This is a genomic window from uncultured Tateyamaria sp. (assembly GCF_947503045.1).
Lineage (GTDB): Bacteria > Pseudomonadota > Alphaproteobacteria > Rhodobacterales > Rhodobacteraceae > Tateyamaria.
On sequence record NZ_CANNCF010000005.1, the window covers coordinates 15,494 to 40,742 of the forward strand.

The following is a 25,249-nucleotide window of genomic DNA, read 5'->3' on the forward strand; positions in this document are numbered from 1 at the left end:
CACGCGCGGATACGCAGGGATGGCCTGCGCGTTATTGCGCAGGAATCCGCCGCGCTTCGCCGATGCTGGCAAGACGGGTGGTTGCAAAACGATCCAAGACCCCGGCGCGCCGCGCGATGCGGTCTTCGATCAGGGCTTCGGTTGCATCGACCATGCCGGCGCGCAGGCCCGCATCGATGGTCATGCGTTCAAATACGTCACGCTGGGCGTGGCTGCCGCCGATGGTCTGCATGGCGGGTCGGGCAGCGGCGAGGTTCTGGAAAGCCAGATCATAGCGTCCTTCGGCAAAGGCGTTGAGCCCTGCAAGCGCGGCCTTGCCCGGGTTGGCGACCCGCGCGGGCATCTCGCCAGTGCGCATCGCATCCTGTGCAAAGCGCAGGGTCATCGCCTCTTGGGCGTCGCTGCGCCCGGCACCACCAAGGGCCAGCATGTAATGCAGGTCGGCAAAGACAAGGCAGCCGTCATCGGTGCGATTTTGCGCCAGATCGGCCAGTTCGTCCCAGCGGGGTCCGACGTTGACGCCTTCCAGCTCAAGCCGCATCAGCAGCGAGGTGGCATTGGCCATATCGCGGTAGTCATCGGTCTTGTCGGCGCGCACCTGCGCGTCATAGATCGCCAGCACGATGTCGGTCTCGCCCCGGTCCAGATGCAGCAGCGCCTTGTGCCACCACACGTGGTAGCGGAAGTTGTTGCAGTGATCCCAGGCCGAACAGTTGTTTTCGATCAGCGAAATGCCGTGATCCGGGCGGGCCGTCATGTCATAGACATGGGCCACCGCATGCAGACCCCAGGCGTCGTCTCCGGCCAGTTGCAGACCCTTGAGGCCCGCGGCCTCGGCGGCGTCGTATTCGCCCGTCTCTTCGAGGGTGAAGGCGTGGCAGCCGAGCACATACCCTTCCAGATCGTGGCCCTTGTGGGCGTCCAGCACGTTCTCGATCGAGGCGCGCATGCCGACGCCGTCGCCAAGGATAAAGCGGATGGCATGGCTGACCTTGGCCGATAGGGTGTCGGTGGGGTGATCCACCAGAATGCGTTCCATTGCGGCGATGGCGCCTGATGGGCGGCCTTCGAGCCATTCACCAAGGGCGCGCACCCAAAGCCTCTCGCGCGGGCTGCCGCCGGATGCGGCAAGGGCGGCCACAGCCGTCTGTCCGGCCTCGCGGGCCACCGCGTTTAGTTCCTTGCGGCCCATCATCAGCGAAAACAGCCCCTTGGCCGCGTGGCCCATGGCAAAGTCCGGCGCGCCGCTGAGCACGGCGCCCAGATGGTTTGGTGTCGCTGTCCCGTGGGCCATAAAGGCGCGGATCATCCCGTTCCATTCCGCCAGAAGGGCTGGATCCTCCAGGCTGACGGGAGATTGGCAAATATCGTGCATCATGAACGGCGAACCTTTTTTACAGTGACGTGTCTCTGGTCTAAAGCATCTGGCCTGCAATGGGAGCCATTGCGCGAGGGCCACACGCACACGTGAAGGGCGAATACAGTTTTTGTGAGCAAAATTTCAGCATTCTCGCGCAGAAGTGGCGATTTTCAGCCAAAGCGCTTGGATTACGCTCAGTTGTCTTGCGATTTTTCGGATTTTAGTGTCGCCAGAACGGCTTGCGTGTCCTGCCCAAACCGGGGCGGAGGGCGGTCATAGCGCACCGGAGTCGCTGAAAACTTGAGCGGATTCGCCAAAAGACGGACGTGTCCGTCTGTGACATCCGCGCGGGGCACTTTGATCACCGTGCCGCGCGCCTGCGCCTGATCCGACCCCAGCGCCTCGGCCAGATCGTGGATCGGACCGCAGGGCACTTTGACCGCCTGCAATTTGTCCAGAACCTCGGCCTTGCTCATCGCCGCCAGCCGCGGGCGCAGGGCGGGGATCAGCGCCTCGCGGTGCTCGATCCGGCCCAGATTTGTAACAAAGCGCGCATCACGGCCCAGTTCTGGCGCCCCAATCGCATCGCAAAACCGCGCAAATTGGGAATCGTTGCCAACAGCGACAAGGATATGCCCATCATTCGTGGCAAAGGCATCGTAAGGTACAATGTTGGGGTGCGCGTTGCCGCGCCGTTCGGGCACCTGCCCGGAGGTCAGGAAATTGCACCCTTCGTTGATCAGCCACGCCATTTGTGCGTCAACAAGGGCGAGGTCGATATGCTGTCCTTCGCCGGTTGCATCGCGGTGGCGCAGAGCGGCCAGAATGCCGATGGTCGCATACATCCCGCACATCACATCGGCGATGCCGACGCCCACTTTCATCGGCGCGCCGTCCGGTTCGCCCGTCAGCGACATGATCCCGCCATAGCCTTGGGCCATCAGATCATAGCCCGGCTTGTCCCGGTTCGGCCCTGTTTGCCCGAAGCCCGAGATCGAGCAGTAGACAAGCCCCGGATGCGCCTTGCGCAGCGTGGCATGGTCGAGCCCGTATTTCACAAGGCCGTCGGGTTTGTAGTTCTCGATCACGATGTCGGCCCGCGCCGCCAGTTGGCGCACGATGTCCTGTCCCTCCGGGGTCGAGATATCGACCGCAATGGATTGCTTGTTACGATTGGCGGCCATGAAATAGGCCGATAGGTCGGTGGCTGCGCCGTCCAGCCCCTTGGCATAGTTTGGCCCCCAACCGCGCGTGTCGTCGCCGCCCGTCTTGGGGTTTTCGACTTTGATTACCGTGGCCCCAAGATCGCCCAGCAGTTGCGTGGCCGTGGGCCCAGCCAGAATGCGCGACAAATCAAGTACATAGACGCCGTCCAGCGCGCCGGGTTTAGATGCGTCCGTCATAGGCGCCCCGTTCGATCACACATGCAATGACGCTGAATGTATCGCTGTTTTGGGCGGCATCCAGTGCGTCGCGCAGTTCGGCCCGCGAAGTCACCGTGTGCCCGGCCCCGCCAAAGGCGCGGCCCATCGCGGCAAAGTCATGTTTGGCAAAATCCACGCCCGCATTGCCAAGCTGACGTTGGCGTTGTTTCAGCTCGATCAGCGCAAGAGAGGCATCGACAAAGACCACGAAGATGGTCTTGAGACCTAACTCAGACGCCGTGGACAATTCGCCCGCGACCATCAGAAACCCGGCATCCCCAGAGAAACTGACAACGGTGCGTTCGGGTTCGACCACTTGCGCGCCCATTGCCAGCGGGATGGCGCAGCCCATGGTGCACAGTGCGGAGGATTGCATGAGGCCACGCGGTTCGTAACAGGGCCACATCTGGCTGAGCAGGATGCGGTGCGCCCCGCTGTCCGCTGTGGCCAGCGCATCGCGCGGCAGCGAGGCGCGACAGGTGTCGATGATCGCGGCAGGCCCCCAGTCGTCATCGCAGGGGAAGGCGGCGGCGAGGTCCGCCTTGGCTTGTGCGACATCCCCGTCGACCCATGTGGGGCGGGGGGCGACGCCTTCGCTGATGGCTGCGAGCGTTGCACCGCAATCGGCGATCACGTTGATGCTGGCCTGATGCATGTAGTGGTGGTTCGGCTCTGCCGTGATGTCGATCATGGTCTGGATGCCGGGAAAGTAGAAATCCCGCCAGCCCGTACGCATCTCGATCGGGTCATAGCCGAGACCGATGATCAGGTCGGCCCGCTGGACCAGCGGCAACAGCACAGCGTCCGCCTTGGGCGACAGGCCCGCGCCACCAAGGGCGAGCGGATGATCCTCGGCCAGCAAGCCCTTGGCTTTATAGGTCGTGATAACGGGCACCTGAAAGGTGTCGACAAAGGCGCGCAACGCCTCCGAGATATCGCAGCGACGTGCATCAAATCCTTGCGTCAGCGCATCAACGCCCACGATCAGAACGGGCCGTTCGGCCCTGGCCAGTTGCGTGCGCATCTCGCTCAGCTGGGCCGGGGCGGGCACCACCGGTGTGGCCACGGTGCGCCGGGTCGGGATCTCGGGCGTGACGGGGGTGACAGCCACGGTGATGGGCACATCGATGTGGACGGGGCCGGGTCGCCCTTCGGTCGCGATGGCCACCGCCTTGTCGGCGATCACATGGGCCGCGCCGGTGTTGAGGGTAAAGGTCGCCTTGGTGATCGGGCGGAACACTTGCGTCTGGTCCAGTACCTGATGGGTATAGGTCTGCGCCTCGTCCGCATCGACGCATCCCGACAGCACGATCAGCGGCACGTGGTCCTGATGGGCGTTGGCAACCGCGTTCACACCGTTGAGCGCACCAGGCCCGACCGTTGCCACCAGAATGCCAGGCGCGCCCGTGCGGTGCCACGCCCCTTCGGCCATGAAGGCGGCGGCGTTTTCGTGCTTGCACAGGATGAACCGGATGCCCGCCCGTTCCAGTGCATCAACCAGCGTCAGCACTTCGCCCCCCGGCATCCCAAAGGCGTGGCGGCACCCGGCATCGTATAGGCGGGCGGCCAGCACATCAGCGGCGCGCGGCGGAGAAGGGGGCATGTCTATCATCGGTCGTCTTTCCACTTGGGTCGCGGTCTTTTGCCTTCCTGTCATGCGTCTGCGACAGGCACAACTCACACCTGCGTTGAACAATGTTTCAACGGATGGGCCATCCCCACTTGACCTTCCAGCGACTGGAACCCCTATGTAATGGCAATGACACAAGGCTCACTCTCCTTCGCCATCTCTGGCCTCAACTGCGCCTCCTGCGTCGGGCGGGCCGAGGCGGCCCTGCAGGCGCTGCCGGGGGCGCAGAATGTGCGGGTCAACCTCGCCGATCACTCCGCGCGCATTGCCGGGGTCGACCCGGATGCGGCGGTAAAGGCGCTTGCGGCGGCGGGGTATCCGGCAAAGGTGACGCAGGTGCGTTGGGAGATCCCGAATATGTCCTGCGCCTCTTGCGTGGGGCGGATCGAGGCGGCGGCACAGGCCCTTCCCGGCGTGCTGAAGGCCGAGGCGCGCCTGCCCACCCACGAGATTTACGCCGACGTGCTGGGGGATCCGGAAGCCTTGCGCGCGGCCCTTGCCGATGCAGGCTACGCCCCGCGCGACGCGGTCCCCGAGGCAGCACCGATTGATTCTGCGCAGCCGTTGTTCCGTCGCTTCGTTCTGGCGGCCCTGCTGACCCTGCCGGTCTTCGTGATGGAGATGGGTGGCCACCTGGTCCCGGCTCTGCACCATTGGATCGCGGCCACCATCGGCATGGGCACCAGCCACACGATCCAGCTTGTCCTCACCGGCCTTGTGCTGGCCGGACCGGGGGCGGGGTTCTTCCGGCGCGGTGTGCCGGGGTTGCTCAAGGCGCGCCCCGACATGGACGCGCTGGTGGCACTCGGGGCCGGGGCGGCGTTCCTGTTTTCGGCCCTTGCGGTGCTCGCACCGGGTGTCTTGCCCCCCGCAGGTGTCTATTTCGAGGCCGCTGCGGTCATTGTGACCCTGATCCTGATGGGCCGCTGGCTTGAGGCGCGCGCCAAGGGGCATACAGGGGATGCCGTGCGCCGCCTGCTGGGCCTGCGCCCGGACACGGCCGAAGTCGAGCGGGACGGTACCTTTGCCGATGTCCCCTTGTCTGAGGTTCAGGTCGGCGACCTCTTGCGCGTCCGCCCCGGCGGGCGCATCGCGGTGGATGGCGAGGTGATCAGCGGCGAAACCCATATCGACGAGGCCATGCTGACGGGCGAGCCGATCCCCGTCTTCAAGCGCACAGGCGATCCGGTGAGTGCAGGGACGCTCGCCACCACCGGCAGCCTCATTTACCGCGCCACCCATGTGGGGCGCGATACGGTGCTGGCGCGCATAACTGCGCTAACCGAGGCCGCTCAAGCCGCGCGCCTGCCGGTCGAGGCCTTGGTCAACCGCATCACCGCGTGGTTCGTGCCGGTGGTTCTCGTCATCGCCACGCTCGCCTTTGCCATCTGGTGGGCGCTTGCCGGGCTTGGTCCTGCGGTGGTCGCCGGGGTTTCGGTGCTGATCATCGCCTGCCCTTGCGCGATGGGTCTGGCCACGCCCATGTCGATCATGGTGGGCACGGGCCGGGCTGCAGAACTCGGCGTGCTGTTTCACAAAGGGGCGGCGCTGCAACGGCTGCAGGATGCGCGCGTGATCGCCTTTGACAAGACCGGCACGCTGACCGTCGGAACCCCCGCCGTAACGGATATGGCCGCAGGGGACCCCAAGGGCATGCTGCGCCTCGCCGCGGGGGTCGAGCAGCACTCAGAACATCCCATTGCGCGGGCGATCATCGCAGCGGCGGAGGCGGTGCCGAGTGATGCGGCCGACTTCGCCGCGACACCCGGGCAAGGGGCCACCGCCACGGTCGAAGGCAAGCACGTCGTGATCGGCAACCCGGACATGCTGGCGCAGGCGGGCATCAGACCGTCCAAAACATGGCTGGCGCAGTCGCAGAATTGGTCCGAGACCGGTGCGACTCCAATTCATGTGGCGGTCGACGGGGTCCATGTCGGCGTGATCGCTGTCAGCGACCAGATCCGCACCGGGGCTGCGCAAACCATCGCGCGGATCAGGGCGACAGGGCGGACCGTCGCCATGATCTCGGGTGACGCACAAAGCACGGCAGATCATGTGGCAGGACAGCTCGGGATCGACACGGTGGTGGGCAATGTGCGCCCCGACGGCAAGGTTGCAGCGCTCGAAGGCCTGCGCGCCGAATATGGCCCCGTCGCCTTTGTCGGGGACGGGATCAACGACGCGCCCGCTCTGGCCGCAGCGGATGTGGGGCTGGCGGTGAACGGGGCCAATGATGCGGCCATCGAGGCGGCGGATGTGGTGATGATGTCGCCCGAACCCGGCGCCGTGCTGCGCGCACTCGACATCAGTGCCGCGACCTTGCGCAACATCCGCCAGAACCTCGGTTGGGCATTTGGCTACAACGCGCTGCTGATCCCGGTGGCGGCGGGACTGCTGGTGCCCTTTGGCGGGCCGCAACTCTCACCTCCTCTGGCGGCACTGGCCATGGCGCTGTCCTCGGTCTTTGTGGTCACCAACGCGCTGCGCCTGCGCGGGAAAGGACAGACATGAACATTTCTCAGGACGCAACGGCCACCGGCCTGCCCGCAAAAACCATCCGCTATTACGAAGAGATCGGCCTGATCCGGCCTGAACGCAGCGACAACGGCTATCGAACCTTCACACAAACCGCACTGCACCAGTTGCACTTTCTGGCGCGCGCACGCGCACTAGGGTTCTCCATCGACGACTGCCGGTCCCTGTTGATGCTATGGGAGGATCGCAGCCGCGCCAGCAGCGATGTGCGCAAAATCGCCGCGGCACACCTGAGCGAAATCGAGGCCAAGATCGCCGACCTCACAGCGATGCAAAACACGCTCAAGAACCTGGTTCAAACCTGTCACGGCAATGACCGGCCGGACTGCCCGATCTTGAACACCTTGTCAGGTGTTTCTTCTGACTGAAAATACCATGGGGGAGTCGCGGCACGCGACGGGGGCAACGCCCCCTGAAACATGTCGTGGCGCAGCCGCAATCGGATCAGCGGCGGCGGTCGCGGCGCGAGGACATGGGCTGGAACGCCACACCCACATGGGCCTCGCAATAGGGCTTGCCCTGCTGGACAGGCAGGCCGCAGAACCAGAAATTCTCGGTTGCCGGATCACCCACGGGCCATTTGCAGGTCCGCTCGGTCAGTTCCATCAGGCTGATCTTCTTTGATTTCTTCTCGACCTCGTTGACCTTGGCGAGCGCCTCGGGGCTGATCTCGTTGGCCGAGGGTTGCGGTGGCAGGGGCTGGCCTGCGGGGATGATCTGCTTGCGGGCGGGCAGGTTGGGCTTGGCCTCACCTGCGGGCACGGGCTTGATCGCCGGTTCGGTCTTGAGTTGTGGTTGTTTGGGCTTGGCCTCGGCCTTGGGGGCGGCGGGCTTGGCCTTGGCTTCGGCCTTGGCGGGGCTTGCGCCGCTGCCAGCGCGGTTGGACAGGCCCAGACGGTGAACTTTGCCGATCACGGCGTTGCGGGTCACGCCGCCCAACTCCTTTGCGATCTGGCTGGCCGACTGGCCCTCGCCCCACATCTTCTTGAGAAGTTCAACGCGCTCGTCAGTCCAGGACATCGGCAGGCTTTCTTAGCTAAAAAGCGGCCCTCTCGCAGGGGCCGCCCGGAATTTCGTGTCAGCGCCTTATTCTAATGGCGCGTGCCAAAGTTACAAGGGAGCATGACCATCTTCCGAGCGAACCTTTCGCCCCTCGCGCCAGGCGAGCAAAAAGGCCCCGGCGATGATGATGCTGGCGCCCAGTATCGTGACCCCATCGGGCACCACATCGTAAAACAACACGTCATAGACCGCGGCAAAAATCAGGGTCCCATAGGTAAAGGGCGCGACAAAGCTTGCATCCGCCCGCGCCATTGCATTCACGAAACAGGTCTGCGCCACGGCCATTGCACAGCCCAGCGTGGCCATCAGGGCCCATTGCGCAGGACTTGGCCAGATCCAGACCCAAAGCACAGCCAGCGTGGCGATGCACACGCCGATCGCATTGTTGATCAGCAGGATCGAAAACGGATTCTCCCGCCCGGTCAGTTTCTTGATGATGTTCAGCTCAAACCCCAGAATGACAGCAGCACCCAGGGCCAGGAGGGCAGCGGGTTGAAAGCTTTCCGGTGTGGGGCGCAACAGGATCAGCGCGCCGACAAAGGCGATGGCGGCGGCGATCCAGCGCCATTTGCCGACCTTTTCACCCAGTAGCGGGATGGCAAAGATCATGCCAAAAACGGGATTGAGGAACGAAATCGCCGTCGCGTCCGCCAGTGGAATATGGGCCACGCTTGCAAACATCAGGGTCAGCCCGGCCCAGCCCCCGAGTGTGCGCGCGACGTGCAGCGGCAGATGTGGGCGTTGCAGCGTGGGGCGCAGGATCAGGCTGGCCAGTGCAAAGGCCAGAAAGGCGAACAGGAACCGCCCGAACACGATCTGGAACGGGTGCATGGGCGCACCAAACTGCGTTGTGGCCAGCGTCTTGGCAATCAGGGTTGTCGCCGCAATGAACGCGCAGGCCACCGCGATCAGCGATGCGGCGAGGGCCGGGTTGTGGGTCTTGGCGGCGTACATGCGCCGCTCGTGCGCCCGAACGCAGGGCAACGCAAGGAAAAAGGACTGGCGCGCGGCGCGGCGCAGCGCTACCAGATGCGCATGATCAATTGCGTATCCCTCCGACGACACGCCCGACACAGCTAAACCTGCGAACGATCACGGGTGCCTGTGCGCACCGCCCCCTCTCAATTATGTTGACCCTGCCTGATGGCTCATGCACCAAAGCGCATGCCCTGAGGCCTTTCACAAGGACGATCCAGATGATCTCTTCCGTATTGCCGACCTACAACCGCGCGCCGTTCAGCTTTGTCAAAGGCGAAGGCTCCTGGCTGATCGAGGCGGATGGGCGACGCTTTCTGGATTTTGGAGCGGGGATCGCGGTGAACGCCCTTGGTCATGCCAATCCGGCGCTGACCAAAGCCCTGACCGAACAGGCGGGCATGCTTTGGCACACCTCGAACCTCTACCAGATCCCGCAGCAACAGGTGCTGGCGGACAAGCTTGTTGATGCCACCTTTGCCGATACGGTGTTCTTCACCAACTCGGGCACCGAGGCCTGCGAACTGGCCGTCAAGATGGCGCGCAAATACTGGTACGAAAAGGGTGATCCGGCCCGGACCGAGATCATCACCTTTTCGGGCAGTTTCCATGGCCGTTCGGCCGCCGGGATTGCCGCGGCGGGCTCGGAAAAGATGACCAAAGGCTTTGGCCCGTTGCTGCCGGGCTTTATTCATCTGCCCTTTGGCGATCACGAGGCGATTGCGCCTGCGATCCATCACGATACTGCCGCCATCTTGATCGAACCCGTGCAGGGCGAAGGCGGGATCGTTCCGCTGCCTGATCAGTGCCTCAAGGGTCTGCGCGATCTGTGTGACGAGCATGGTATCCTGCTGATCCTTGACGAGGTACAATGCGGGGTGGGCCGCACGGGCAAGCTGTTTGCCCATGAATGGGCCGGGATCGAGCCGGACATCATGATGGTGGCCAAGGGCATTGGCGGCGGCTTCCCCCTGGGCTGTGTTCTGGCCACCGAAGAGGCGGCCAGCGGCATGACCGCCGGCACGCACGGGTCCACTTATGGTGGCAACCCACTGGGTTGTGCGGTCGGCAACGCGGTGATGGATGTGATCAACACGCCCGCCTTTCTGGCCGATGTGAACCGCAAGGCGGGCCTCTTGCGCCAAAAGCTCGAAGGGTTGATCGCCGCCCATCCGGACGTCTTTGACAGCGTGCGCGGGCAGGGTCTGATGATGGGTATCAAGTGCAAGGCCGCCAACAGTGACGTGATGCAGGCCGGCTATGACCAGCACCTGCTGACCGTGCCTGCGGCCGACAACACGATCCGGCTGTTGCCTCCGCTGAACATAACGGATGAAGAGATCGCAGATGCCGTTGACCGCCTCGACAAGGCGGCGGCCAGCCTCGCGGTCTGATCCTTTGCTGAACCAGAATTTTCCGGGGGCGGACAGTCCCCGGCGCACCTTTTTATCGAGACGCTGACATGACCCATTTTCTTGACATCCACACCACTGCACCAACCGATCTGCGCAACATCATTGATCGCGCGCAATCCATGAAACAAGCCCGCGCTGGTCGTCCCAAAGGTATGCCCGACGACAACCAGCCGCTGGCCGGGCACATGGTTGCACTGATCTTTGAAAAGCCGTCGACCCGCACGCGCGTCTCCTTTGACGTGGGCGTGCGCCAGATGGGCGGGCAGACGATGGTACTGTCTGGATCGGACATGCAATTGGGGCATGGCGAGACCATCGCCGACACCGCCCGCGTGCTGTCGCGCTATGTCGATCTGATCATGATCCGCACTTTTGAGGAGGCCACGCTGCTGGAGATGGCAGAACATGCCACGGTGCCGGTGATCAACGGGCTGACCAACCGCACGCATCCGTGTCAGATCATGGCCGACGTGATGACCTTCGAGGAACATCGCGGACCGATCAAGGGCAAGAAAGTGGTGTGGTCCGGCGACGGCAACAACGTCTTTGCAAGCTTTGCCCATGCGGCCAAACAGTTCGAGTTCGATCTGGTCTTTACAGGGCCTGAGCCGCTTGATCCCGAGCGCAGTCTGGACGGGCTTTACACCACTGTGCGCAACCCGGACGAGGCTGTGGAGGGCGCTGATCTGGTGGTCACCGACACATGGGTGTCGATGCACGATCCGCAGTCCGCGCGGGAACGGCGGCACAACCAGCTGCGCGGCTATCAGGTCAACAAGGAGCTGATTTCAAAGGCAAAACCCGACAGCCTCTTCATGCACTGCCTGCCCGCACACCGCGATGACGAGGCCACCTCCGAAGTCATGGACGGCCCCCATTCGGTGATCTTTGACGAGGCCGAAAACCGGCTGCATGCGCAGAAGGCGATCATGCGCTGGTGCCTGGGTCTGTGAGACGATGAGTGTGCCGCGGATCACCATTGCAGGAGCCGGAAATATCGGCTGCTTTGTGGGCGGCGTGTTGGCGCATGCGGGTTTTGACGTCCGGTTTCTGACGCGGCTACAGCAGGTGGCAGCGCTGGAACAGCATGGGCTCCGGCTGAGCGATTTTGCCGGGCTTGATCTGCATCTTCGGGATGTTGCGGTGACGGATGACGCGGGTGTTGCGCTGGACGGCGCGACCCTTGTTCTGGTCAGCGTCAAATCCGGCGATACCGAGGCGATGGCCCGCCTGATCGCGGCCCATGCCCCTGCCGCGCAGGTGATCAGCCTGCAAAATGGCGTGGCCAATGCGAGCACTCTGCGCACCGTTCTGACGGGTGCCGACGTGCGTGCGGCCACCGTACCCTTCAACGTGGTGACCAAGGCTCCCGGTCATTTTCACCGCGCCTCGTCGGGTGATATTCTGGTCGAGGCGGGCCCGATCGCGGACCTCAGCCATGCACATATGGCCTGGCGCTCGGTGCAGAACATCGAGGCGATCCAGTGGGGCAAGTTGTTGTTAAACCTTGGCAATGCGGTCAATGCGCTGGCCGACCTGCCGTTGCTGGAGCAATTGCAGGACAGGGCATGGCGTCGTCTGCTGGCCGATCAGATGTCTGAGGCGCTTCGCATTCTCAGGGCAGCCGGGATCACGCCGGCCAAGACGACAAGCGCGCCGCCCGGCCTCATTCCACATATCCTGCGCCTGCCCACGCCGCTGTTTCGCGTGATCGCGGCGAGCATGCTGACCATCGACGCGCAAGCCCGGTCGTCGATGTGGGATGATTTGAAACAGGGGCGCAAGACCGAGGTGGATGCCCTGCAGGGCGCGATCCTGCATCTGGCGGATCGGTTGGGGCGTCAGGCGCCGCTGAACGCGCGGATGCGCAGCCTGATCCGCGCGGCGGAAGCTGCGGGCGAGGGCCCGCCCGGTTTGAGCCCACGCGACATTCGCGGATAGCGCGGCGCGCCTGTTGCCTCCCGCCCCGATCAGCGTGCGCTGGGTGGGACCGGTGTTTTGTTGCGTTTAAGTAATTCAGCCTTTGTTTATATGGGTTAATCGGTGAAATGGGCGATGCACAAGCTGTGCACAGAACGTACACAGGCTGTGCACCGGTTTGGCACATTCGCGGTCTGGTAAAGGCGGCGAACGGTGATCCAAAGGCCGCCCTGCGGCGACATTTTTTTATGAGGGGCTTTGCCCCGGCCCTTCGGACCTCCCCAGGATTTTTTGAAATCAGAGAAGAGGGGCCCCGGTCGTCGCGCCTTACTTGCGGGGTTTGGCGCGTAAGGTGGGGTCGGCCTGGGTCGGGTCTTCGGGCCAGGGGTGCTTGGGGTATTGGCCGCGCATGTCCTTGCGCACGTCCTCGTAAGATGTGGCCCAGAAGCGCGGCAGGTCGGAGGTGACTTGTACCGGGCGCTGGGCGGGGGAGAGCAGGGTGATCTGCAGCGGGGTCTGTCCGATCATCGGGTGTTGTGTGACGCCAAACATTTCCTGCAGGCGCACGGAGATGCCCGGCGTTGCCTCGTCATAGTCAATCGCGATCTTGCGGCCCAGCGGGGTCTGGAAATGGCCGGGCACGGCGCGGTCGAGTGCTCGCGTGTAGTCCCAGCCTAAGAGCGCCTGCAGCGCGGGCAGGATGTCGAAGGCTTTCCAGTCTGCTGCCGAGCGGATGTTTGTCAGGTGCGGGAGCAGCCAGTCTTCGAGCGTGTCCATTAATGTAGGTTCGGAGATGTCGGGGAAGGATTTGTCCATCAGGGCGGCGCGCGCCATCAGGCGGCGGGCGGCGCGTGAGGGGGAGAGGCCCAATTCGCGGATGCCCTCGCACATGGCGCGCGCGATCTCTGCCTCGGGCGCGTCGGGCCAGTGGCGGTCTTCGAGCACGAGTGCGCCGAAGACCCGTTGCTGGCGTGTCAGCACGGAGCGGTCGCGTTTGGACCAGAGGCAGGTGTCTTGCCATGTGATCTGGTCTGCAAAGAGGGTGGTGAGCGATGCCTCACTGAGCGCCGCGGCCTGTCTGATCCGTGCCTCGCGCGGGTCGCCGTCGAGATCGGTGGCGACGATCAGGCGGTGACCTGAGAGGGCATCGCCTTGTGGCAGGACCGCGCCCTTTCCGCCCGAGAGCACGTATCGCGGCGCATCACCTGCGCGGCGCAGGCCGATCCGGTCGGGATAGGCGAGGGCCGCCATTTCGCCCAAGTCCAGTTTGGGTTGGGTGGTGGTGCCGCGTCTGAGCCGTTTCGCCTCGTCTCTTATGCGCTGGATCGCGCCACGATGGGCATCCGCAAAGGCGCTGGGGTCGGCGATGGCGCGCATTCTGAGCGCGAGGTCGGTGCCGCGATTGCGCAGGGGATCACGCTCGGCCAGCAGGGCGGCGAGGGTGGCGGCCTGCCCGCCTGCGGTCACCAGCATATGGGCGAGACGTGGATGCAGGGGTTGGCGCGCCAGCGCGCGTCCGTGATCGGTGATGCGTAGGTTTTCGTCGAGCGCGCCGAGCATCTGCAAGAGTTGGCGTGCCTCTGACAGCCGGCCTGCATGGGGCGGCGTGACAAAGCGCAGGTCCGCGTCGCTGCCCCAGACTGCCAGTTCGAGCGCAAAGCCTGCAAGGTCTCCGCTGGAGATTTCGGGCGGCGGGAAGGCGGCGAGCGCGCCGTCTTCGCCCCGCGTCCAGAGCTTGTAGCCGTGTCCCGCTGCGACGCGACCTGCACGGCCGGCCCGTTGGGTTGCCTCGGCCCGTGTGACCCGTTCGGTGACCAGCCGCGACATGCCCGAGGCGGCATCGAACTGCGCGCGGCGCGACCGTCCGCCATCAACCACGATGCGGATATCCGGGATGGTCAGCGAGGTTTCGGCAATGGAGGTGGCGAGCACCACCTTGCGCTGATCCGACGGGGTGATGGCGGCGCGCTGGGCCTTGAAATCCATCGCACCAAAGAGCGGGTGCGCGGTGGTGCCTTTGGGCAGGTGTGCCTCGATCAGCGCCAGCGTGCGCCGGATTTCGCCCTCGCCCGGCAGGAAGGCGAGGAGGGAGCCGTCCGTTTCGCCCAGCGCCTGCAGGATGAGGTCGGCCATGGCGGCTTCGAACCGGTTGTCCTTGGGCAGGGGTTTGTCGAGCCAATGGGGGGTGACCTCGAAACTTTTGCCCTCTGAGGTCAGGATCGGGGCGGCCATGACCTCGGCCACGGGCGCGGCGTCCAGCGTTGCGGACATGGCCAGCAGGATCAGGTCGTCGCGCAGCGCCTCGGCCACTTCAAGGCAGAGGGCGAGGCCGAGATCGGCGTTGAGCGAGCGTTCGTGGAATTCGTCAAAGATGACAGCCCCGATGCCCGGCAGGTCGGGGGCGTCCTGCAACATGCGGGTCAGGATGCCTTCGGTGACGACCTCGATCTTGGTATCTTTGCTGACCGCGCTGTCGCCCCGGATGCGATAGCCGACCGTTTGGCCGGTTTTTTCGCCCAAGGTTTGCGCCATGCGGTCGGCGGCGGCGCGTGCGGCAAGGCGGCGGGGTTCCAGCATCAGAATCTTGCCCTGCGTCAGCCCGGCCTCAAGCATTGCCAGCGGCACGCGCGTGGTCTTGCCTGCGCCCGGGGGGGCTTGCAGCACGGCGCGACCGTGGCTGCGCAGGGTGTCGATCAGCTCGGGCAGGATTGCGTCGATGGGGAGTGGGGCGCTCATGAGCCGGGTTATGGCCGAACTGAGCGGGCGCGCCAACACTGGACATTTGGGCGCGCCTTTCCCACAACACCTTGAGGGAGAGCGGGCGATGGACACCACCGATCTGGCAGAACGCATTGCAGGCGGCGAGCGCCGGGCGCTGGCCCGTGGCATCACGCTGGTGGAGAGCGCGCGTGCGGATCATCAGGCTGAGGGGGCGGAGGTGATCTCGGCCCTGCCGCGCGACCGACAGGCGCTGCGCATCGGGCTGTCGGGCACGCCGGGTGTGGGCAAATCCACCTTTATCGAGGCCTTTGGCATGATGCTGATCGGGCAGGGGTTGCGCGTGGCAGTGCTCGCGGTTGATCCAAGCTCGGCCCGGTCGGGCGGGTCCATTCTGGGCGACAAGACGCGAATGGATCGCCTTGCCCGAGAGCCTTCGGCGTTCATCCGCCCTTCGCCCTCGCGCACCCATCTGGGCGGTGTGGCGCGGCGCACCCGCGAGGCGGTGGCGCTTTGCGAGGGGGCCGGGTTTGACGTGGTGCTGATCGAGACCGTGGGCGTGGGCCAGTCCGAGACGGTGGTCGCGCAGATGGCGGACCTGTTCCTGTTGCTGCTGGCTCCGGCGGGCGGGGACGAGTTGCAGGGGGTCAAGCGCGGCATCATGGAGATGGCCGACATGATCCTGATCAACAAGGCTGATGGTGATCTGAAACCGGCCGCCACGCGGACCTGTGCGGAGTATGCAGGGGCGCTACGCCTGCTCCGCAAGCGGGCACAGGATCCCGAGGGCTATCCGCGTGCGATGATGGTCTCGGCCCTTGCCGAAGAGGGGCTGGAGGCGGCCTGGGCGGACATGCAGGCGCTGGTGGACTGGCGCCGCGCGCGCGGGTTTTTCGAGGCCACGCGGGCCGCACAGGCCCGCTATTGGTTCGAGGAAGAGGTGCGGCAGGCCTTGCTGGCGCAACTGGGCGAGGGTGATGTGCGCGCCGCGATGGACGGGCTGGCCGAACAGGTGGCCTCGGGCGCGCTGACGCCCGTGGCCGCAGCGCAGGAACTGGTGCGGACCTGTTTGCAGCGCTAGGGGCGCCATTTGCCCGCTTTGTGCACGCGCCGAGGGGTTGACGCGGACACCCCTTGGGCCTAATCACGCCCAGACCAGATTCCCGGGTACTGCGTCGCGGTGCCCTTTTTATATTTGCGAAGGGCGGACCTTTGCAGCAGATGACGAGGATGAGCCATGTCGCGTGTATGCGAATTGACCGGTAAGGGCCCGATGACTGGCAACAATGTCAGCCACGCCAACAACAAGACACGTCGGCGTTTCCTGCCGAACCTGAACGATGTGACGCTGCAGTCCGAGACACTGGGCCGTGGCATCAAGATGCGCATTTCTGCCGCAGCGCTGCGTACCGTGGATCACCGCGGTGGGCTGGACGGGTTCCTGGCCAAGGCCAAGGACGCTGAACTGTCCGCAAGCGTGCTGAAGGTGAAGAAAGAGATCATGAAGGCGCAGGCCGCAGAGGCATAAGCGTTTTCGACAGCTTGCCAAGAGATTGCCCCGTCTGCCCCGCGCAGGCGGGGTTTTTCGTTTGCCGCAGGCGGGATGGGTTAGAACGCTTGCCGGGTTTGACGCCCGTCCGCACCCCACATCGGCGCAGGCCCATGTGTCACAGTTGAGCGCGCCCTGCGACTCGCGTAGGCTTTTGCCATGATCGCGCGCCTTTTGTCCCTGATGCTTTGCCTGATGCTGGTCCTGACCAGCCACAGCGCAGGTGCGGCGCGCGGTGCGGACCGGGCGGTGGGGCAGATGGTGATCTGTGCGGGCACCGACACGGTTGTGATCTATGTCGGGGCCGATGGCACGCCGACCCATGCGCCGCATCAGTGCCCGGACTGTGCCCTGCACGGGCTGGATATGCTGGCACTGGACAGTGCGGCCCCGGGCGCGGCCCCGGTCTTTGCCCATCACGTGGGTCATGCGCCTGTCCCGCTCAATGGCATCCGCACCTTGTGGTACGTACAGGCGCGCGGGCCGCCTCGGCTGATCTGAACGGCCTCTTTCACCACAAATTCAGATCAAGAAAAGGGGACTGTCATGTCCTTGCGAACACAAGCCCTGGCCTTTGCGGCCGCGACCCTGATGGCGCTGCCTGCGGCGGCTGACAGCTTTATGGCGATGGAGCCTTATGCCCGTGCCGCCAGCCCGGCGGCGAAATCGGGCGCGGCCTTTATTCCGCTGCACAACATGAGCGGACAGGATGATCGTCTGATCGCTGCGCGCAGTGATGCGGCCCAGCGGGTCGAATTGCACACCCATATCGATGCAGGTGACGGCATCCTGCAGATGCGCGAGATCGAGGGCGGCATTCCCGTTGCTGCCGGAGAGATGATCGAGATGAGGCGCGGCGGCCAGCACGTCATGCTGATGGGCCTGACCGGGCCGCTGGAACAGGATGCAGAGATCGCGGTGACGCTGGTGTTCGAGCGGGCCGGTGAGGTGGTCGTGACTGTGCCCGTGGACAACGAGCGCGCGCCCAAAGACGGGGCGCATTCGCACTGATCGGGCAGAGCGGAGGACACCTGCGCCTTACGGGCCAGCCCCTTGGTAAGGCGCAGGTGTCCTGCGCCCTACTCGGCCAGAATATCCCCGACCCATTCAGGCACCGTGACCGACGCCTTGCCGGGCCGTGTTTCTTCGAACAGGGCGACGGTTTCGGACGGGTCGAGGTTCATCTCGACCGTGCGCGCGCCCACATGGGCCGCCATCTGCACAAAGCCCGCCGCCGGGTAGACATTGCCCGAGGTGCCGATGGCGGCAAAGATGTCGGCCCGTGCAAGGGCCATTTCGATCCGGTCCATGTAGTAGGGCATCTCGCCGAACCAGACGATGTCGGGCCGGGCTGTGGGTTTGTCGCAGCGTGGACAGGCCTCGCCCACCTTCATCTTCAGCGGCGCCTCCCAGCGGTGATCACAGGCGCCGCACAGGGCTGAATTCAGCGCGCCATGCATGTGGACCACATCCCGGCTGCCCGCCTTTTCGTGCAGGGAATCGACGTTTTGGGTGACCAGCAGGACCTCGCCCTTGTGTTCGGCCTGCAGACGGGCAAGGGCGGCGTGGCCTGCATTGGGCACAGCCTCATGCGCTTGTGCGCGGCGGGTGTTGTAGAAATCGACCACCAGTTGCGGATTGCGCGCAAAACCTTCGGGCGTGGCCACATCCTCGATCCGGTGCTGCGCCCAAAGCCCGCCCTCGTCGCGAAAGGTGCCCAGCCCGCTTTCCGCAGAGATGCCTGCGCCGGTGAGGATGACGATGGAAGGATGTGCCATGACGTGCTGCCTTTTGTTCTCGCGCCATCAGATCAAGCGCGGTGGGCGCTGGCAAGAGGGGCTTAGCCGTCGAGCAACCGCAACTCGCCCGCCAGCCAGGGCAGGTGGCCAAGGGCAGGGTCGATCATGTGTGTCTGGATCAGGCGGCGCATGGTGGTGGCCACATCCGTGGGGACATTCCCGGCCCAGTCGGCGCTGGCATAAAGCGAGATCGTGCGCGAAAACGGGCTGAAGGGCAGGGGGTAGGCGTCCACCTGATCGTGAAAGCGCCCTGCGCGCATGAAGCCCAGCGGCGTGGTCACCGCCCAGCCGATGCCACGCGCGACCATCGCCATCAGCGCCAGATGGCTGCCGATTTCGAACCGGTCGACAAGGTCGAGTTTCTGGCGCGCCAGATGCGCCTCGATCTGGCGCGAGATCAGCTGTTCGCGCTCGTACCGCAGGAAGGGCAGGGCGCTGAGGCTGGCCAGCAGGTCGTCGCGATTGCCCGTGCCGCGCGGAGTGACAAGGATGAACGGATCACGCGCCAGCGGGTATTCGATCACCCCGTCACGCATCGTGCCGTCACTGGCCGAGATCGCCATGTGCAGCCGCTTGTCCGTGATCGCCTGCAGGATTTCGTGGCTGGGGGCGGTGGCGAGCGTGAATTTGCACCGGGTCAGGCTGTCGGCGAGGATCGTGACCAGCCGGGGCGTCAGGTCGTTCTCGAAATCATCAATCACCCCGATGGAGAGTGCGGAGAGGTGGGCAAGGTCCATTACCGTCAGCTCGGACTGGGCCAAGCGCAGCTGCGACAGTGCTGCCTCGGCCCGCGCGAGAAAGCTGTACCCCGCCGGGGTCAGTTTCATGGGCCGTTTGCCGTGATCAATGAGGTCTGTGGCCAGCGCCGTTTCGAGATTGCGCAACTGCTGGCTGACCGCAGGCTGGCTGAGCCCGGTCGACACCGCCGCCTGCGCCACCGATCCGGTGGCGGCCAGCGCCTCGAACACTTCGAGGCCGCGCAATGTCACGCCTTTGCTGAGCATCTTGGTCCCTTTGTCCAGTTTTGTGTTTATTGAAACTGTGGATGTAACAGGTCAATGAAAAAATAGAAATTCTTCGGCCTATATTCCGGTTTTGTGATGATAGTGGATACTTGCCTCTGTGATCCGGGCTGGGCATCATGGGGGGTATGAAAATCGCAACAGCCTCTTATCCGCTCGATGTTCTGCCCGATTGGGCGGGTTATGCGCACAAGCTGACCGCCTGGGTTACCGAGGCGGCGGGCAACGGGGCGGAGCTGTTGGTGTTTCCTGAATATGGGGCGATGGAACTGGCCACATTGGCGGGCCTTGAGGTTGCGGGAGATCTTGAGGCGTCGCTCCATGCGGTTGCCGACCGGCTGGAGGAGGCCGATGCGCTGCATGCTCAATTGGCGGCCATGCATGGCGTGCATATCCTCGCGGCGTCCGGGCCGGCCACGGATGATTTGCCCGAAGGCGTGCATCGCCCGGTCAACCGCGCGCGGTTCTTTGCACCTTCGGGTGCGCGCGGGGTCCAGGACAAGCAGATCATGACCCGCTTTGAGGCCGAAGTGTGGGATGTGGTGCCCGGCGGGCCCTTGCAGATCTTCGACACGTCCCTCGGCAAGATCGGCGTACTTATCTGTTATGACAGCGAATTTCCGCTGTTGGGTCGCGCGCTGGCCGAGGCGGATATCCTGCTGGTGCCGTCCGTGACCGAGGCGCTGTCGGGCTATTCCCGGGTGCGCATCGGGGCGCAGGCGCGGGCGCTGGAAAATCAGTGCGTGACTGTGATGTCCTCGGTTGTGGGGCAGGCGGCATGGTCGCCTGCGGTGGACACAAACACCGGGGCGGGCGGCATCTTTGGCCCGCCGGATCGCGGTTTTCCCGATACCGGCGTCATTGCGCTGGGCGAGTTGAACACACCCGGCTGGGTCTACGGCGAGGTTGATCTGGGAGCCGTTGCAGAGGTGCGCCGCAACGGCATTGTCCTCAACCGCCGCGACTGGGCGCAGCAGTCGGGCCGCGCCGATCCCGTCCCCGTCATGCCAATGGTTTGATTCCAGAGCCTTTTCCAAAACCCGCACCCACCGGGCCCTTAAATTGTCGGTCAAAGCCGCGCAGTGACGACACGTTTGCAATTCCACCGCTGATGAAAAGCGTTAAAGCCCTTGAATTATTGCCTCATCAGGCGCATTTAGTGGCGCGTCCGCATATGTGGCGGACCGTGTAGACAAGGAGAGACCATGGCCAAGGAAGATACGCTCGAATTTCCCGGTGTCGTAAAGGAACTCCTGCCCAATGCGACGTTTCGGGTCGAGCTAGAGAATGGCCATGAGATCATCGCACATACGGCAGGCAAGATGCGCAAGAACCGGATTCGTGTTCTGGCAGGCGACAAGGTGCAGGTCGAGATGACCCCCTATGACCTGACCAAGGGGCGGATCAATTACCGCTTCAAATAGGGTGTGCGCGTTGCGCGCACCGTCGCTGAGATGACCGGATTCATACTCGGATCAGGCAGCCCGCGACGGCTTGAGCTGCTTGGGCAGCTGGGCCTTGTGCCGGATGCCGTGCGCCCCCCCGACATCGACGAAGAACCTGAAAAAGGCGAGATGCCGCGCCCCTATTGCGCCCGCATGGCCCGTGAAAAAGTGGCTGCGGTTGAGGCGGATGAGGGTGATGTTGTGCTTTGTGCTGACACCACTGTTGCGCTGGGTCGACGCATTTTGGGCAAGCCTGCGGATGCGGACGAGGCGCGTGCCTTTCTGGCCGCCATGTCGGGCCGCCGTCACCGCGTGATCACCGCCGTTGCCGTGCGCAAAAGCGACCGCATCTGGGAAAAAGACGTGGTCAGCATCGTGCGGATGAAGTCACTGTCAGAGGCCGAAATCACCGCCTACCTCGCCACCGGAGACTGGCGCGGCAAGGCAGGGGGCTATGGCATTCAGGGGCCTGCCGGGGCGTTGATCCCGTGGATTTCAGGCTCGTTCACCGGGATTGTCGGCCTGCCGCTGGCCGAGACCGCAGGGCTGCTGCAGGCGGCTGGATTGAAGGTGTGGGCATGAAGGGCAACCAGATATTGTTGGATCATATTGCGGGGCGCGAGGCTGCCGCGCTGATGGTCGATGGCCGCCTGAGCGATCTGCTGATCGATGGCGACGCACCGCGTCCGGGCACTGTCTATCGCGCCGTCACGGACCGTCCTGTGGCGGGGCAGGGCGGCATCTTTCTCAAGACGCCGGACGGGCAGGCCTATCTGCGTGGGGTCAAGGGGATTGGCTCGGGCGAAGTGCTGCAGGTGCAGGTCACAGGCTACGCCGAGCCGGGCAAGGCCATTCCCGTCACCCACAAGCTGCTGTTCAAGAGCCGCTATGCCATCGTCACCCCCGACGCGCCGGGGCTGAACCTGTCGCGCAGCATTCGCGATGACGAGGTGCGCGACGCGCTGCTGGCCCTCGCCCATGACGGGATGGAGAGCAGCGCGATGGGCCTCATCCTTCGCTCGGCCGCAGCCGGAGCAGAGGCGGGCGACATCGCTGACGACATCGCCGCGATGCGCGAACTGGCCGAACAGGTGATCGGGGACAATGGCTCCGGCCCCGAGGTTCTGGCGCAGGGCGATGGCCCCCATGTGCTGGCCTGGCGCGACTGGGTGATGGCGGCGGATGTGGTGACGCAGACGGGCTGCTTTGAAAGCCACGGCGTGCTGGACGCGATCGACGACGCGCGCGGGGCGAACGTCGCTCTGGGCAATGGGGCCTCGATGTTTGTCGAGGTCACCCGCGCGCTGGTCGCTGTGGATGTGAACACCGGGGCGGACGGATCATTCGCTGCCGGGCTCAAGGCGAATATGGCCTGCGCCCGTTTGTTGCCCGCAGCCCTGCGCGTGCGCGGCCTTGGCGGGCAGATCACCGTCGATCTCGCCCCCATGCCCAAGAAGGAACGCCGCAGCTTCGAGGCTGCCCTGCGCGCCGCATTTCGCGCCGATGATGTGGACACGGTGTTGGCGGGTTGGACCCCGTTGGGCCACTACGAGCTGCAACGCAAACGCGCGAGGTTGCCGCTGTCGGAGGTGCTGGCGTGACCTGCCCGATCTGCCAGCGCGAGACGGCGCGCGACTATCGCCCCTTCTGCTCGCGGCGCTGCGCGGATGTCGATCTGGCGCGCTGGGTGAACGGCGGCTACGCCATCCCGTCCGAGCGCGAAGAGGACGCCGAAATCCGCGATGATGAGGAGCCGACAACACACTGACGCTGCGATGTGTGCCTTGCGCAGATTTTTGTCGGTTTTTCTATGGACAGTGTTTGGTCTTCGTCCTATCACGCGTCCACCCAAGAAGGCGGCGCCTTCATCCCGTGCCCGGGTAGCTCAGGGGTAGAGCAGTGGATTGAAAATCCTCGTGTCGGTGGTTCGATTCCGCCCCCGGGCACCATAAAATCAATGGCTTAGACTGACCGTTGGTATTTTTTGCTCAATATAGGCTCAAGGCAAATTGGTTTTCTTTGCCCTGCATCCTTCCAACCAACACGACGGCACACTGATTTGTTGCCATTGTGACCGCTGGTCGAGTTTGTGTTGTGCGCGATGACTATTAGGCAGTTGGGACAAGCTGAGCTAGCGACGGAACTCAATTGAAGTCCGTTCGGTATGCTCTGTTAACTTTCTAGTCTAACGTAAAGCGGCGGCACCCGTTGCCTGCTCCTTCTCTCCATGGAGTCCGCTATTAAGAGTTAGCTGTGTTCAGGTTTTGATCCTCCCTTAACGGGCTAGCATAATCGTATGACGTCAGATCAGCGAGGCTGGACTGAGGTCGGCGCCGATTGTAGTCGGCGCAACATGCCGCGATCATGCGGCAGGCATGTTCGTCCGTTGAAGGCGCCATTGGTTCGAGCCCAATGGACGACGAGACGGGAACAGGTGTTCATTCAGGCACTCTTCGCGCATCCGTCCGTTGAAGCGTTCGACAAAGCTGTTCTGCATGGGCTTGCCGGGCGCCATGTAGTGCCAATTGAGACCGGATCACTTGTTTCTAAATTCGGCTTCCTGCTGGGCGATCACTTTCGCAACAAAGCCGTCCGAAATTTCGCCCATGCCCATGGAAGAGAAAGGCACGTCCACCAGCGTCTTGGCCACGTTGATCGCGTTGCGATACCCGGCCAGATAGTTTCGGCATTCTCGGCAGACCATGAGATGCATATCGAACCGCAGCGCTGCGCGCCAAGAAAGATTCTTGTCGATATAGTCGTCGATCAGGGCTTCAAACTCGGGGCAATCAATCATGAGCGGTGCCTTGTGAACGAGTGCGGCAAATCTGCGACGTAGCGTTGGTTTGTATTCTTCGGTCATATCTTGCCATCGCTCTTCTTGTCTTGAAGAAGCTTTTTGAGAGCGGCCCGTCCCCGGTGCAGCCGAACTTTCACATTCGCTTCACTGATACCCAACACCTCGCAAGTCTCCGTGGTGCTGAGGCCCTCGATATCACGAAGGCAGATAACAATGCGATAATCCTCCGGCAAGGTCTTGATCGCCATTGTGATCACACGGACCAGCTGGGTGTTCTACAGTATCATTTCCGGTGTCAGGGTTTCTGCAAGTTGCGGATCGATCCGGCAGCCGCCGTTGTCGAATTCGGGCAACAGCGCGTCAATATCTGTTTCGTTGCGCCGCTTGATGGTGCGCCGGATCATCAGGGCTTCGTTGATCACGATACGGTGCATCCATCCACGAAAGCTGCCCTGGCCAGAATAGGTCTCTGCATTCTTGATGATTTTGGCAAAGGCGGTCTGAACGGCATCCTCGGCATGTTGGCGGTCAAGCAATATGCGCGCCGCCACCCCGATCATCCAGCCGGAGTTTTCCCGCACAAAGGTTTGCAGATCTTCCAGGGCCTCAATGCCAGTCTCGGGCTTTCTTTGAGTGTTTTCCTGTTTCAATGTCTGCGCACCTGTTGCCACAGTACGAGCCACTCTGATCAGGTATCTGTCCGAATACTCGTCTGAACGAGGATCATCCAGCAACACGCCAATTATCGCAATGCCCGAATACCAATTTACCCGGTCTTTTCCGGAGGTTGGCACACCCTCAAGTTGAATTGGCCTATACTGTTACAGGAGCCCGGTGCAGGCATGCCTGCTCAGATGACCCTGACAATATCGCTGCTATCAAAGAAAGCTTCCACATCAATGCCCGGGTTCAACAACCCGTACAGTTCGGGCGGCACACTGATGTCCGCACAATAAAGAGCCCCGACATGGGGCGCGTTCAGGCCGGTCTGCATCCCGAGTTTCGGCAGCGCAATCGTCAGAGTTGCTGCCGCCTTGATGGCCGGGTGCATGATCTTTCCGGTGGCCGCGTCGTATCCGGACGGGACATCCAGCGCGAGCGTCGGGGCCGCGTTGTGATTGGCCCAGTCGATCAATTCAGCCGCCCGTCCGCCGGGCGCGCCGGACAGGCTGTAGCCGATCAGCCCGTCCAGAATGACGTCGGCAGCCGCGTTGATCTCCTGGGGCGTCATTTCTACCACGTTTGAAAGCCGCAACAGGATGTCGAGCTGCGCCTTTGGCACCTCGGCCATCCTGTTGCGGTCCTGGGCCAGGACAACGCAAACCTTGGCACCCCATGTCGCCAGCCGTCGGGCGGCCGTCAACGCACCGCCGCCGTTGCCACCACTGCCCGCCAGCACCACGACGCGCTTGTCCAATGCGCTGCCCCCCAGAAACAGATCCCGCGCCAGCGTTGCCAGACACCGGCCCGCATTCTCCATCATCTGGAAAAGGCTGATCTGGAAGTCCTCCATCATCAGCCGGTCGACCTCGATCATGGCATTGGTATCGACCTCCGGCAGCGGGCCGGATCTTGGAAAGCTCTGCGTCATTTGT

The 25,249-nt window shown here is 63.7% G+C and carries 26 protein-coding genes, 1 tRNA gene and 1 pseudogene; 15 read left to right on the forward strand and 13 right to left on the reverse strand.

Annotated elements, in window-relative coordinates:
* Positions 1-31 precede the first annotated feature (31 nt).
* The 3 genes from Q1A89_RS18740 to Q1A89_RS18750 form a co-directional block, all read right to left on the reverse strand.
* The gene (locus Q1A89_RS18740; RefSeq protein WP_299732042.1) at positions 32-1,378 is read right to left on the reverse strand and encodes a tetratricopeptide repeat protein; all 1,347 of its coding nucleotides are present in this window, start codon (positions 1,376-1,378) and stop codon (positions 32-34) included.
* Positions 1,379-1,554: 176 nt separating this feature from the next.
* Positions 1,555-2,763 carry a CoA transferase gene (locus Q1A89_RS18745; protein WP_299732045.1) on the reverse strand — a complete coding sequence of 403 codons (1,209 nt, stop codon included), beginning with the start codon at positions 2,761-2,763 and terminating at the stop codon, positions 1,555-1,557.
* Complete coding sequence (locus Q1A89_RS18750; RefSeq protein WP_299732048.1) at positions 2,747-4,387, reverse strand: thiamine pyrophosphate-binding protein; 1,641 nt, start codon at positions 4,385-4,387, stop codon at positions 2,747-2,749. The genes Q1A89_RS18745 and Q1A89_RS18750 overlap by 17 nt, the downstream gene beginning before the upstream one ends.
* Before the next feature lie 156 nt (positions 4,388-4,543).
* On the opposite strand from Q1A89_RS18750, the gene Q1A89_RS18755 reads away from it, so the two are divergent.
* Both Q1A89_RS18755 and cueR read left to right on the forward strand, forming a co-directional pair.
* Entirely contained in the window at positions 4,544-6,925 is a 2,382-nt protein-coding gene (locus Q1A89_RS18755; protein WP_299732051.1) for a heavy metal translocating P-type ATPase, read from the forward strand.
* On the forward strand, positions 6,922-7,317 hold the full coding sequence (gene cueR / locus Q1A89_RS18760; RefSeq protein WP_299732054.1) for a Cu(I)-responsive transcriptional regulator: 396 nt from the start codon (positions 6,922-6,924) through the stop codon (positions 7,315-7,317). Before Q1A89_RS18755 ends, cueR begins: the two co-directional genes overlap by 4 nt.
* 76 nt (positions 7,318-7,393) lie before the next feature.
* On the opposite strand, the gene Q1A89_RS18765 is transcribed toward cueR, so the two are convergent.
* Positions 7,394-7,969, reverse strand: a complete 576-nt coding sequence (locus Q1A89_RS18765) for a GcrA family cell cycle regulator (RefSeq protein WP_299732057.1) — start codon at positions 7,967-7,969, stop codon at positions 7,394-7,396.
* A 90-nt stretch (positions 7,970-8,059) separates the two neighbouring features.
* On the reverse strand, positions 8,060-8,965 hold the full coding sequence (locus Q1A89_RS18770; RefSeq protein ID WP_299732060.1) for a DMT family transporter: 906 nt from the start codon (positions 8,963-8,965) through the stop codon (positions 8,060-8,062).
* A gap of 242 nt (positions 8,966-9,207) precedes the next feature.
* On the opposite strand from Q1A89_RS18770, the gene Q1A89_RS18775 reads away from it, so the two are divergent.
* The 3 genes from Q1A89_RS18775 to Q1A89_RS18785 all read left to right on the forward strand — a co-directional run bounded on the left by Q1A89_RS18775 (position 9,208) and on the right by Q1A89_RS18785 (position 12,342).
* Positions 9,208-10,380: an aspartate aminotransferase family protein gene (locus tag Q1A89_RS18775; RefSeq protein ID WP_299732063.1), complete on the forward strand. Its 1,173-nt coding sequence runs from the start codon at positions 9,208-9,210 to the stop codon at positions 10,378-10,380.
* 68 nt (positions 10,381-10,448) lie between these two features.
* Positions 10,449-11,354: an ornithine carbamoyltransferase gene (argF, locus tag Q1A89_RS18780; protein ID WP_299732066.1), complete on the forward strand. Its 906-nt coding sequence runs from the start codon at positions 10,449-10,451 to the stop codon at positions 11,352-11,354.
* Between the two features lie 4 nt (positions 11,355-11,358).
* Entirely contained in the window at positions 11,359-12,342 is a 984-nt protein-coding gene (locus tag Q1A89_RS18785) for a 2-dehydropantoate 2-reductase (RefSeq protein ID WP_299732069.1), read from the forward strand.
* A gap of 306 nt (positions 12,343-12,648) precedes the next feature.
* On the opposite strand, the gene hrpB is transcribed toward Q1A89_RS18785, so the two are convergent.
* Positions 12,649-15,057 (reverse strand): ATP-dependent helicase HrpB, encoded by a 2,409-nt coding sequence (gene hrpB / locus Q1A89_RS18790; protein WP_299732072.1) that lies wholly within the window; start codon positions 15,055-15,057, stop codon positions 12,649-12,651.
* A gap of 88 nt (positions 15,058-15,145) precedes the next feature.
* On the opposite strand from hrpB, the gene meaB reads away from it, so the two are divergent.
* The 4 genes from meaB (at position 15,146) to Q1A89_RS18810 (ending at position 17,599) form a co-directional block, all read left to right on the forward strand.
* Complete coding sequence (gene meaB / locus Q1A89_RS18795) at positions 15,146-16,120, forward strand: methylmalonyl Co-A mutase-associated GTPase MeaB (protein WP_299732826.1); 975 nt, start codon at positions 15,146-15,148, stop codon at positions 16,118-16,120.
* Between the two features lie 156 nt (positions 16,121-16,276).
* Positions 16,277-16,567: a 50S ribosomal protein L28 gene (rpmB, locus tag Q1A89_RS18800; RefSeq protein ID WP_299732075.1), complete on the forward strand. Its 291-nt coding sequence runs from the start codon at positions 16,277-16,279 to the stop codon at positions 16,565-16,567.
* Positions 16,568-16,747: 180 nt separating this feature from the next.
* Complete coding sequence (locus Q1A89_RS18805) at positions 16,748-17,089, forward strand: hypothetical protein (RefSeq protein WP_299732079.1); 342 nt, start codon at positions 16,748-16,750, stop codon at positions 17,087-17,089.
* A gap of 45 nt (positions 17,090-17,134) precedes the next feature.
* The gene (locus tag Q1A89_RS18810) at positions 17,135-17,599 is read left to right on the forward strand and encodes a copper chaperone PCu(A)C (protein WP_299732082.1); all 465 of its coding nucleotides are present in this window, start codon (positions 17,135-17,137) and stop codon (positions 17,597-17,599) included.
* Positions 17,600-17,667: 68 nt separating this feature from the next.
* Here the strand turns inward: Q1A89_RS18810 and Q1A89_RS18815 are convergent, their stop codons facing one another.
* Both Q1A89_RS18815 and Q1A89_RS18820 read right to left on the reverse strand, forming a co-directional pair.
* On the reverse strand, positions 17,668-18,366 hold the full coding sequence (locus tag Q1A89_RS18815) for an NAD-dependent deacylase (protein ID WP_299732085.1): 699 nt from the start codon (positions 18,364-18,366) through the stop codon (positions 17,668-17,670).
* 62 nt (positions 18,367-18,428) lie between these two features.
* Positions 18,429-19,391 (reverse strand): LysR family transcriptional regulator, encoded by a 963-nt coding sequence (locus Q1A89_RS18820; protein WP_299732088.1) that lies wholly within the window; start codon positions 19,389-19,391, stop codon positions 18,429-18,431.
* Between the two features lie 146 nt (positions 19,392-19,537).
* Between Q1A89_RS18820 and Q1A89_RS18825 the strand changes: the two genes are divergently transcribed.
* The 6 genes from Q1A89_RS18825 to Q1A89_RS18850 all read left to right on the forward strand — a co-directional run bounded on the left by Q1A89_RS18825 (position 19,538) and on the right by Q1A89_RS18850 (position 22,803).
* Positions 19,538-20,428 carry a carbon-nitrogen hydrolase family protein gene (locus Q1A89_RS18825; RefSeq protein ID WP_299732091.1) on the forward strand — a complete coding sequence of 297 codons (891 nt, stop codon included), beginning with the start codon at positions 19,538-19,540 and terminating at the stop codon, positions 20,426-20,428.
* 186 nt (positions 20,429-20,614) lie between these two features.
* The gene (infA, locus tag Q1A89_RS18830; RefSeq protein WP_005978431.1) at positions 20,615-20,833 is read left to right on the forward strand and encodes a translation initiation factor IF-1; all 219 of its coding nucleotides are present in this window, start codon (positions 20,615-20,617) and stop codon (positions 20,831-20,833) included.
* A 30-nt stretch (positions 20,834-20,863) separates the two neighbouring features.
* Positions 20,864-21,436: a Maf family protein gene (locus tag Q1A89_RS18835; RefSeq protein ID WP_299732094.1), complete on the forward strand. Its 573-nt coding sequence runs from the start codon at positions 20,864-20,866 to the stop codon at positions 21,434-21,436.
* Complete coding sequence (locus Q1A89_RS18840; RefSeq protein ID WP_299732097.1) at positions 21,433-22,455, forward strand: ribonuclease E/G; 1,023 nt, start codon at positions 21,433-21,435, stop codon at positions 22,453-22,455. The genes Q1A89_RS18835 and Q1A89_RS18840 overlap by 4 nt, the downstream gene beginning before the upstream one ends.
* Positions 22,452-22,622 carry a DNA gyrase inhibitor YacG gene (gene yacG, locus Q1A89_RS18845; RefSeq protein ID WP_299732100.1) on the forward strand — a complete coding sequence of 57 codons (171 nt, stop codon included), beginning with the start codon at positions 22,452-22,454 and terminating at the stop codon, positions 22,620-22,622. Before Q1A89_RS18840 ends, yacG begins: the two co-directional genes overlap by 4 nt.
* Before the next feature lie 106 nt (positions 22,623-22,728).
* Positions 22,729-22,803: transfer RNA gene (locus Q1A89_RS18850), tRNA-Phe, on the forward strand.
* 291 nt (positions 22,804-23,094) lie between these two features.
* Here the strand turns inward: Q1A89_RS18850 and Q1A89_RS18855 are convergent.
* The 5 genes and pseudogenes from Q1A89_RS18855 to Q1A89_RS18875 all read right to left on the reverse strand — a co-directional run.
* Positions 23,095-23,384, reverse strand: a pseudogene (locus tag Q1A89_RS18855) (transposase); the annotation flags it as partial.
* A gap of 6 nt (positions 23,385-23,390) precedes the next feature.
* Entirely contained in the window at positions 23,391-23,717 is a 327-nt protein-coding gene (locus Q1A89_RS18860; protein ID WP_299732103.1) for a zf-HC2 domain-containing protein, read from the reverse strand.
* Positions 23,714-23,911 (reverse strand): sigma-70 family RNA polymerase sigma factor, encoded by a 198-nt coding sequence (locus Q1A89_RS18865; protein ID WP_299732106.1) that lies wholly within the window; start codon positions 23,909-23,911, stop codon positions 23,714-23,716. The genes Q1A89_RS18860 and Q1A89_RS18865 overlap by 4 nt, the downstream gene beginning before the upstream one ends.
* An 18-nt stretch (positions 23,912-23,929) precedes the next feature.
* Positions 23,930-24,304: a sigma-70 family RNA polymerase sigma factor gene (locus Q1A89_RS18870; protein WP_299732109.1), complete on the reverse strand. Its 375-nt coding sequence runs from the start codon at positions 24,302-24,304 to the stop codon at positions 23,930-23,932.
* A 200-nt stretch (positions 24,305-24,504) separates the two neighbouring features.
* Positions 24,505-25,245, reverse strand: a complete 741-nt coding sequence (locus Q1A89_RS18875; protein ID WP_299732112.1) for an NAD(P)H-hydrate epimerase — start codon at positions 25,243-25,245, stop codon at positions 24,505-24,507.
* Positions 25,246-25,249 lie beyond the last annotated feature (4 nt).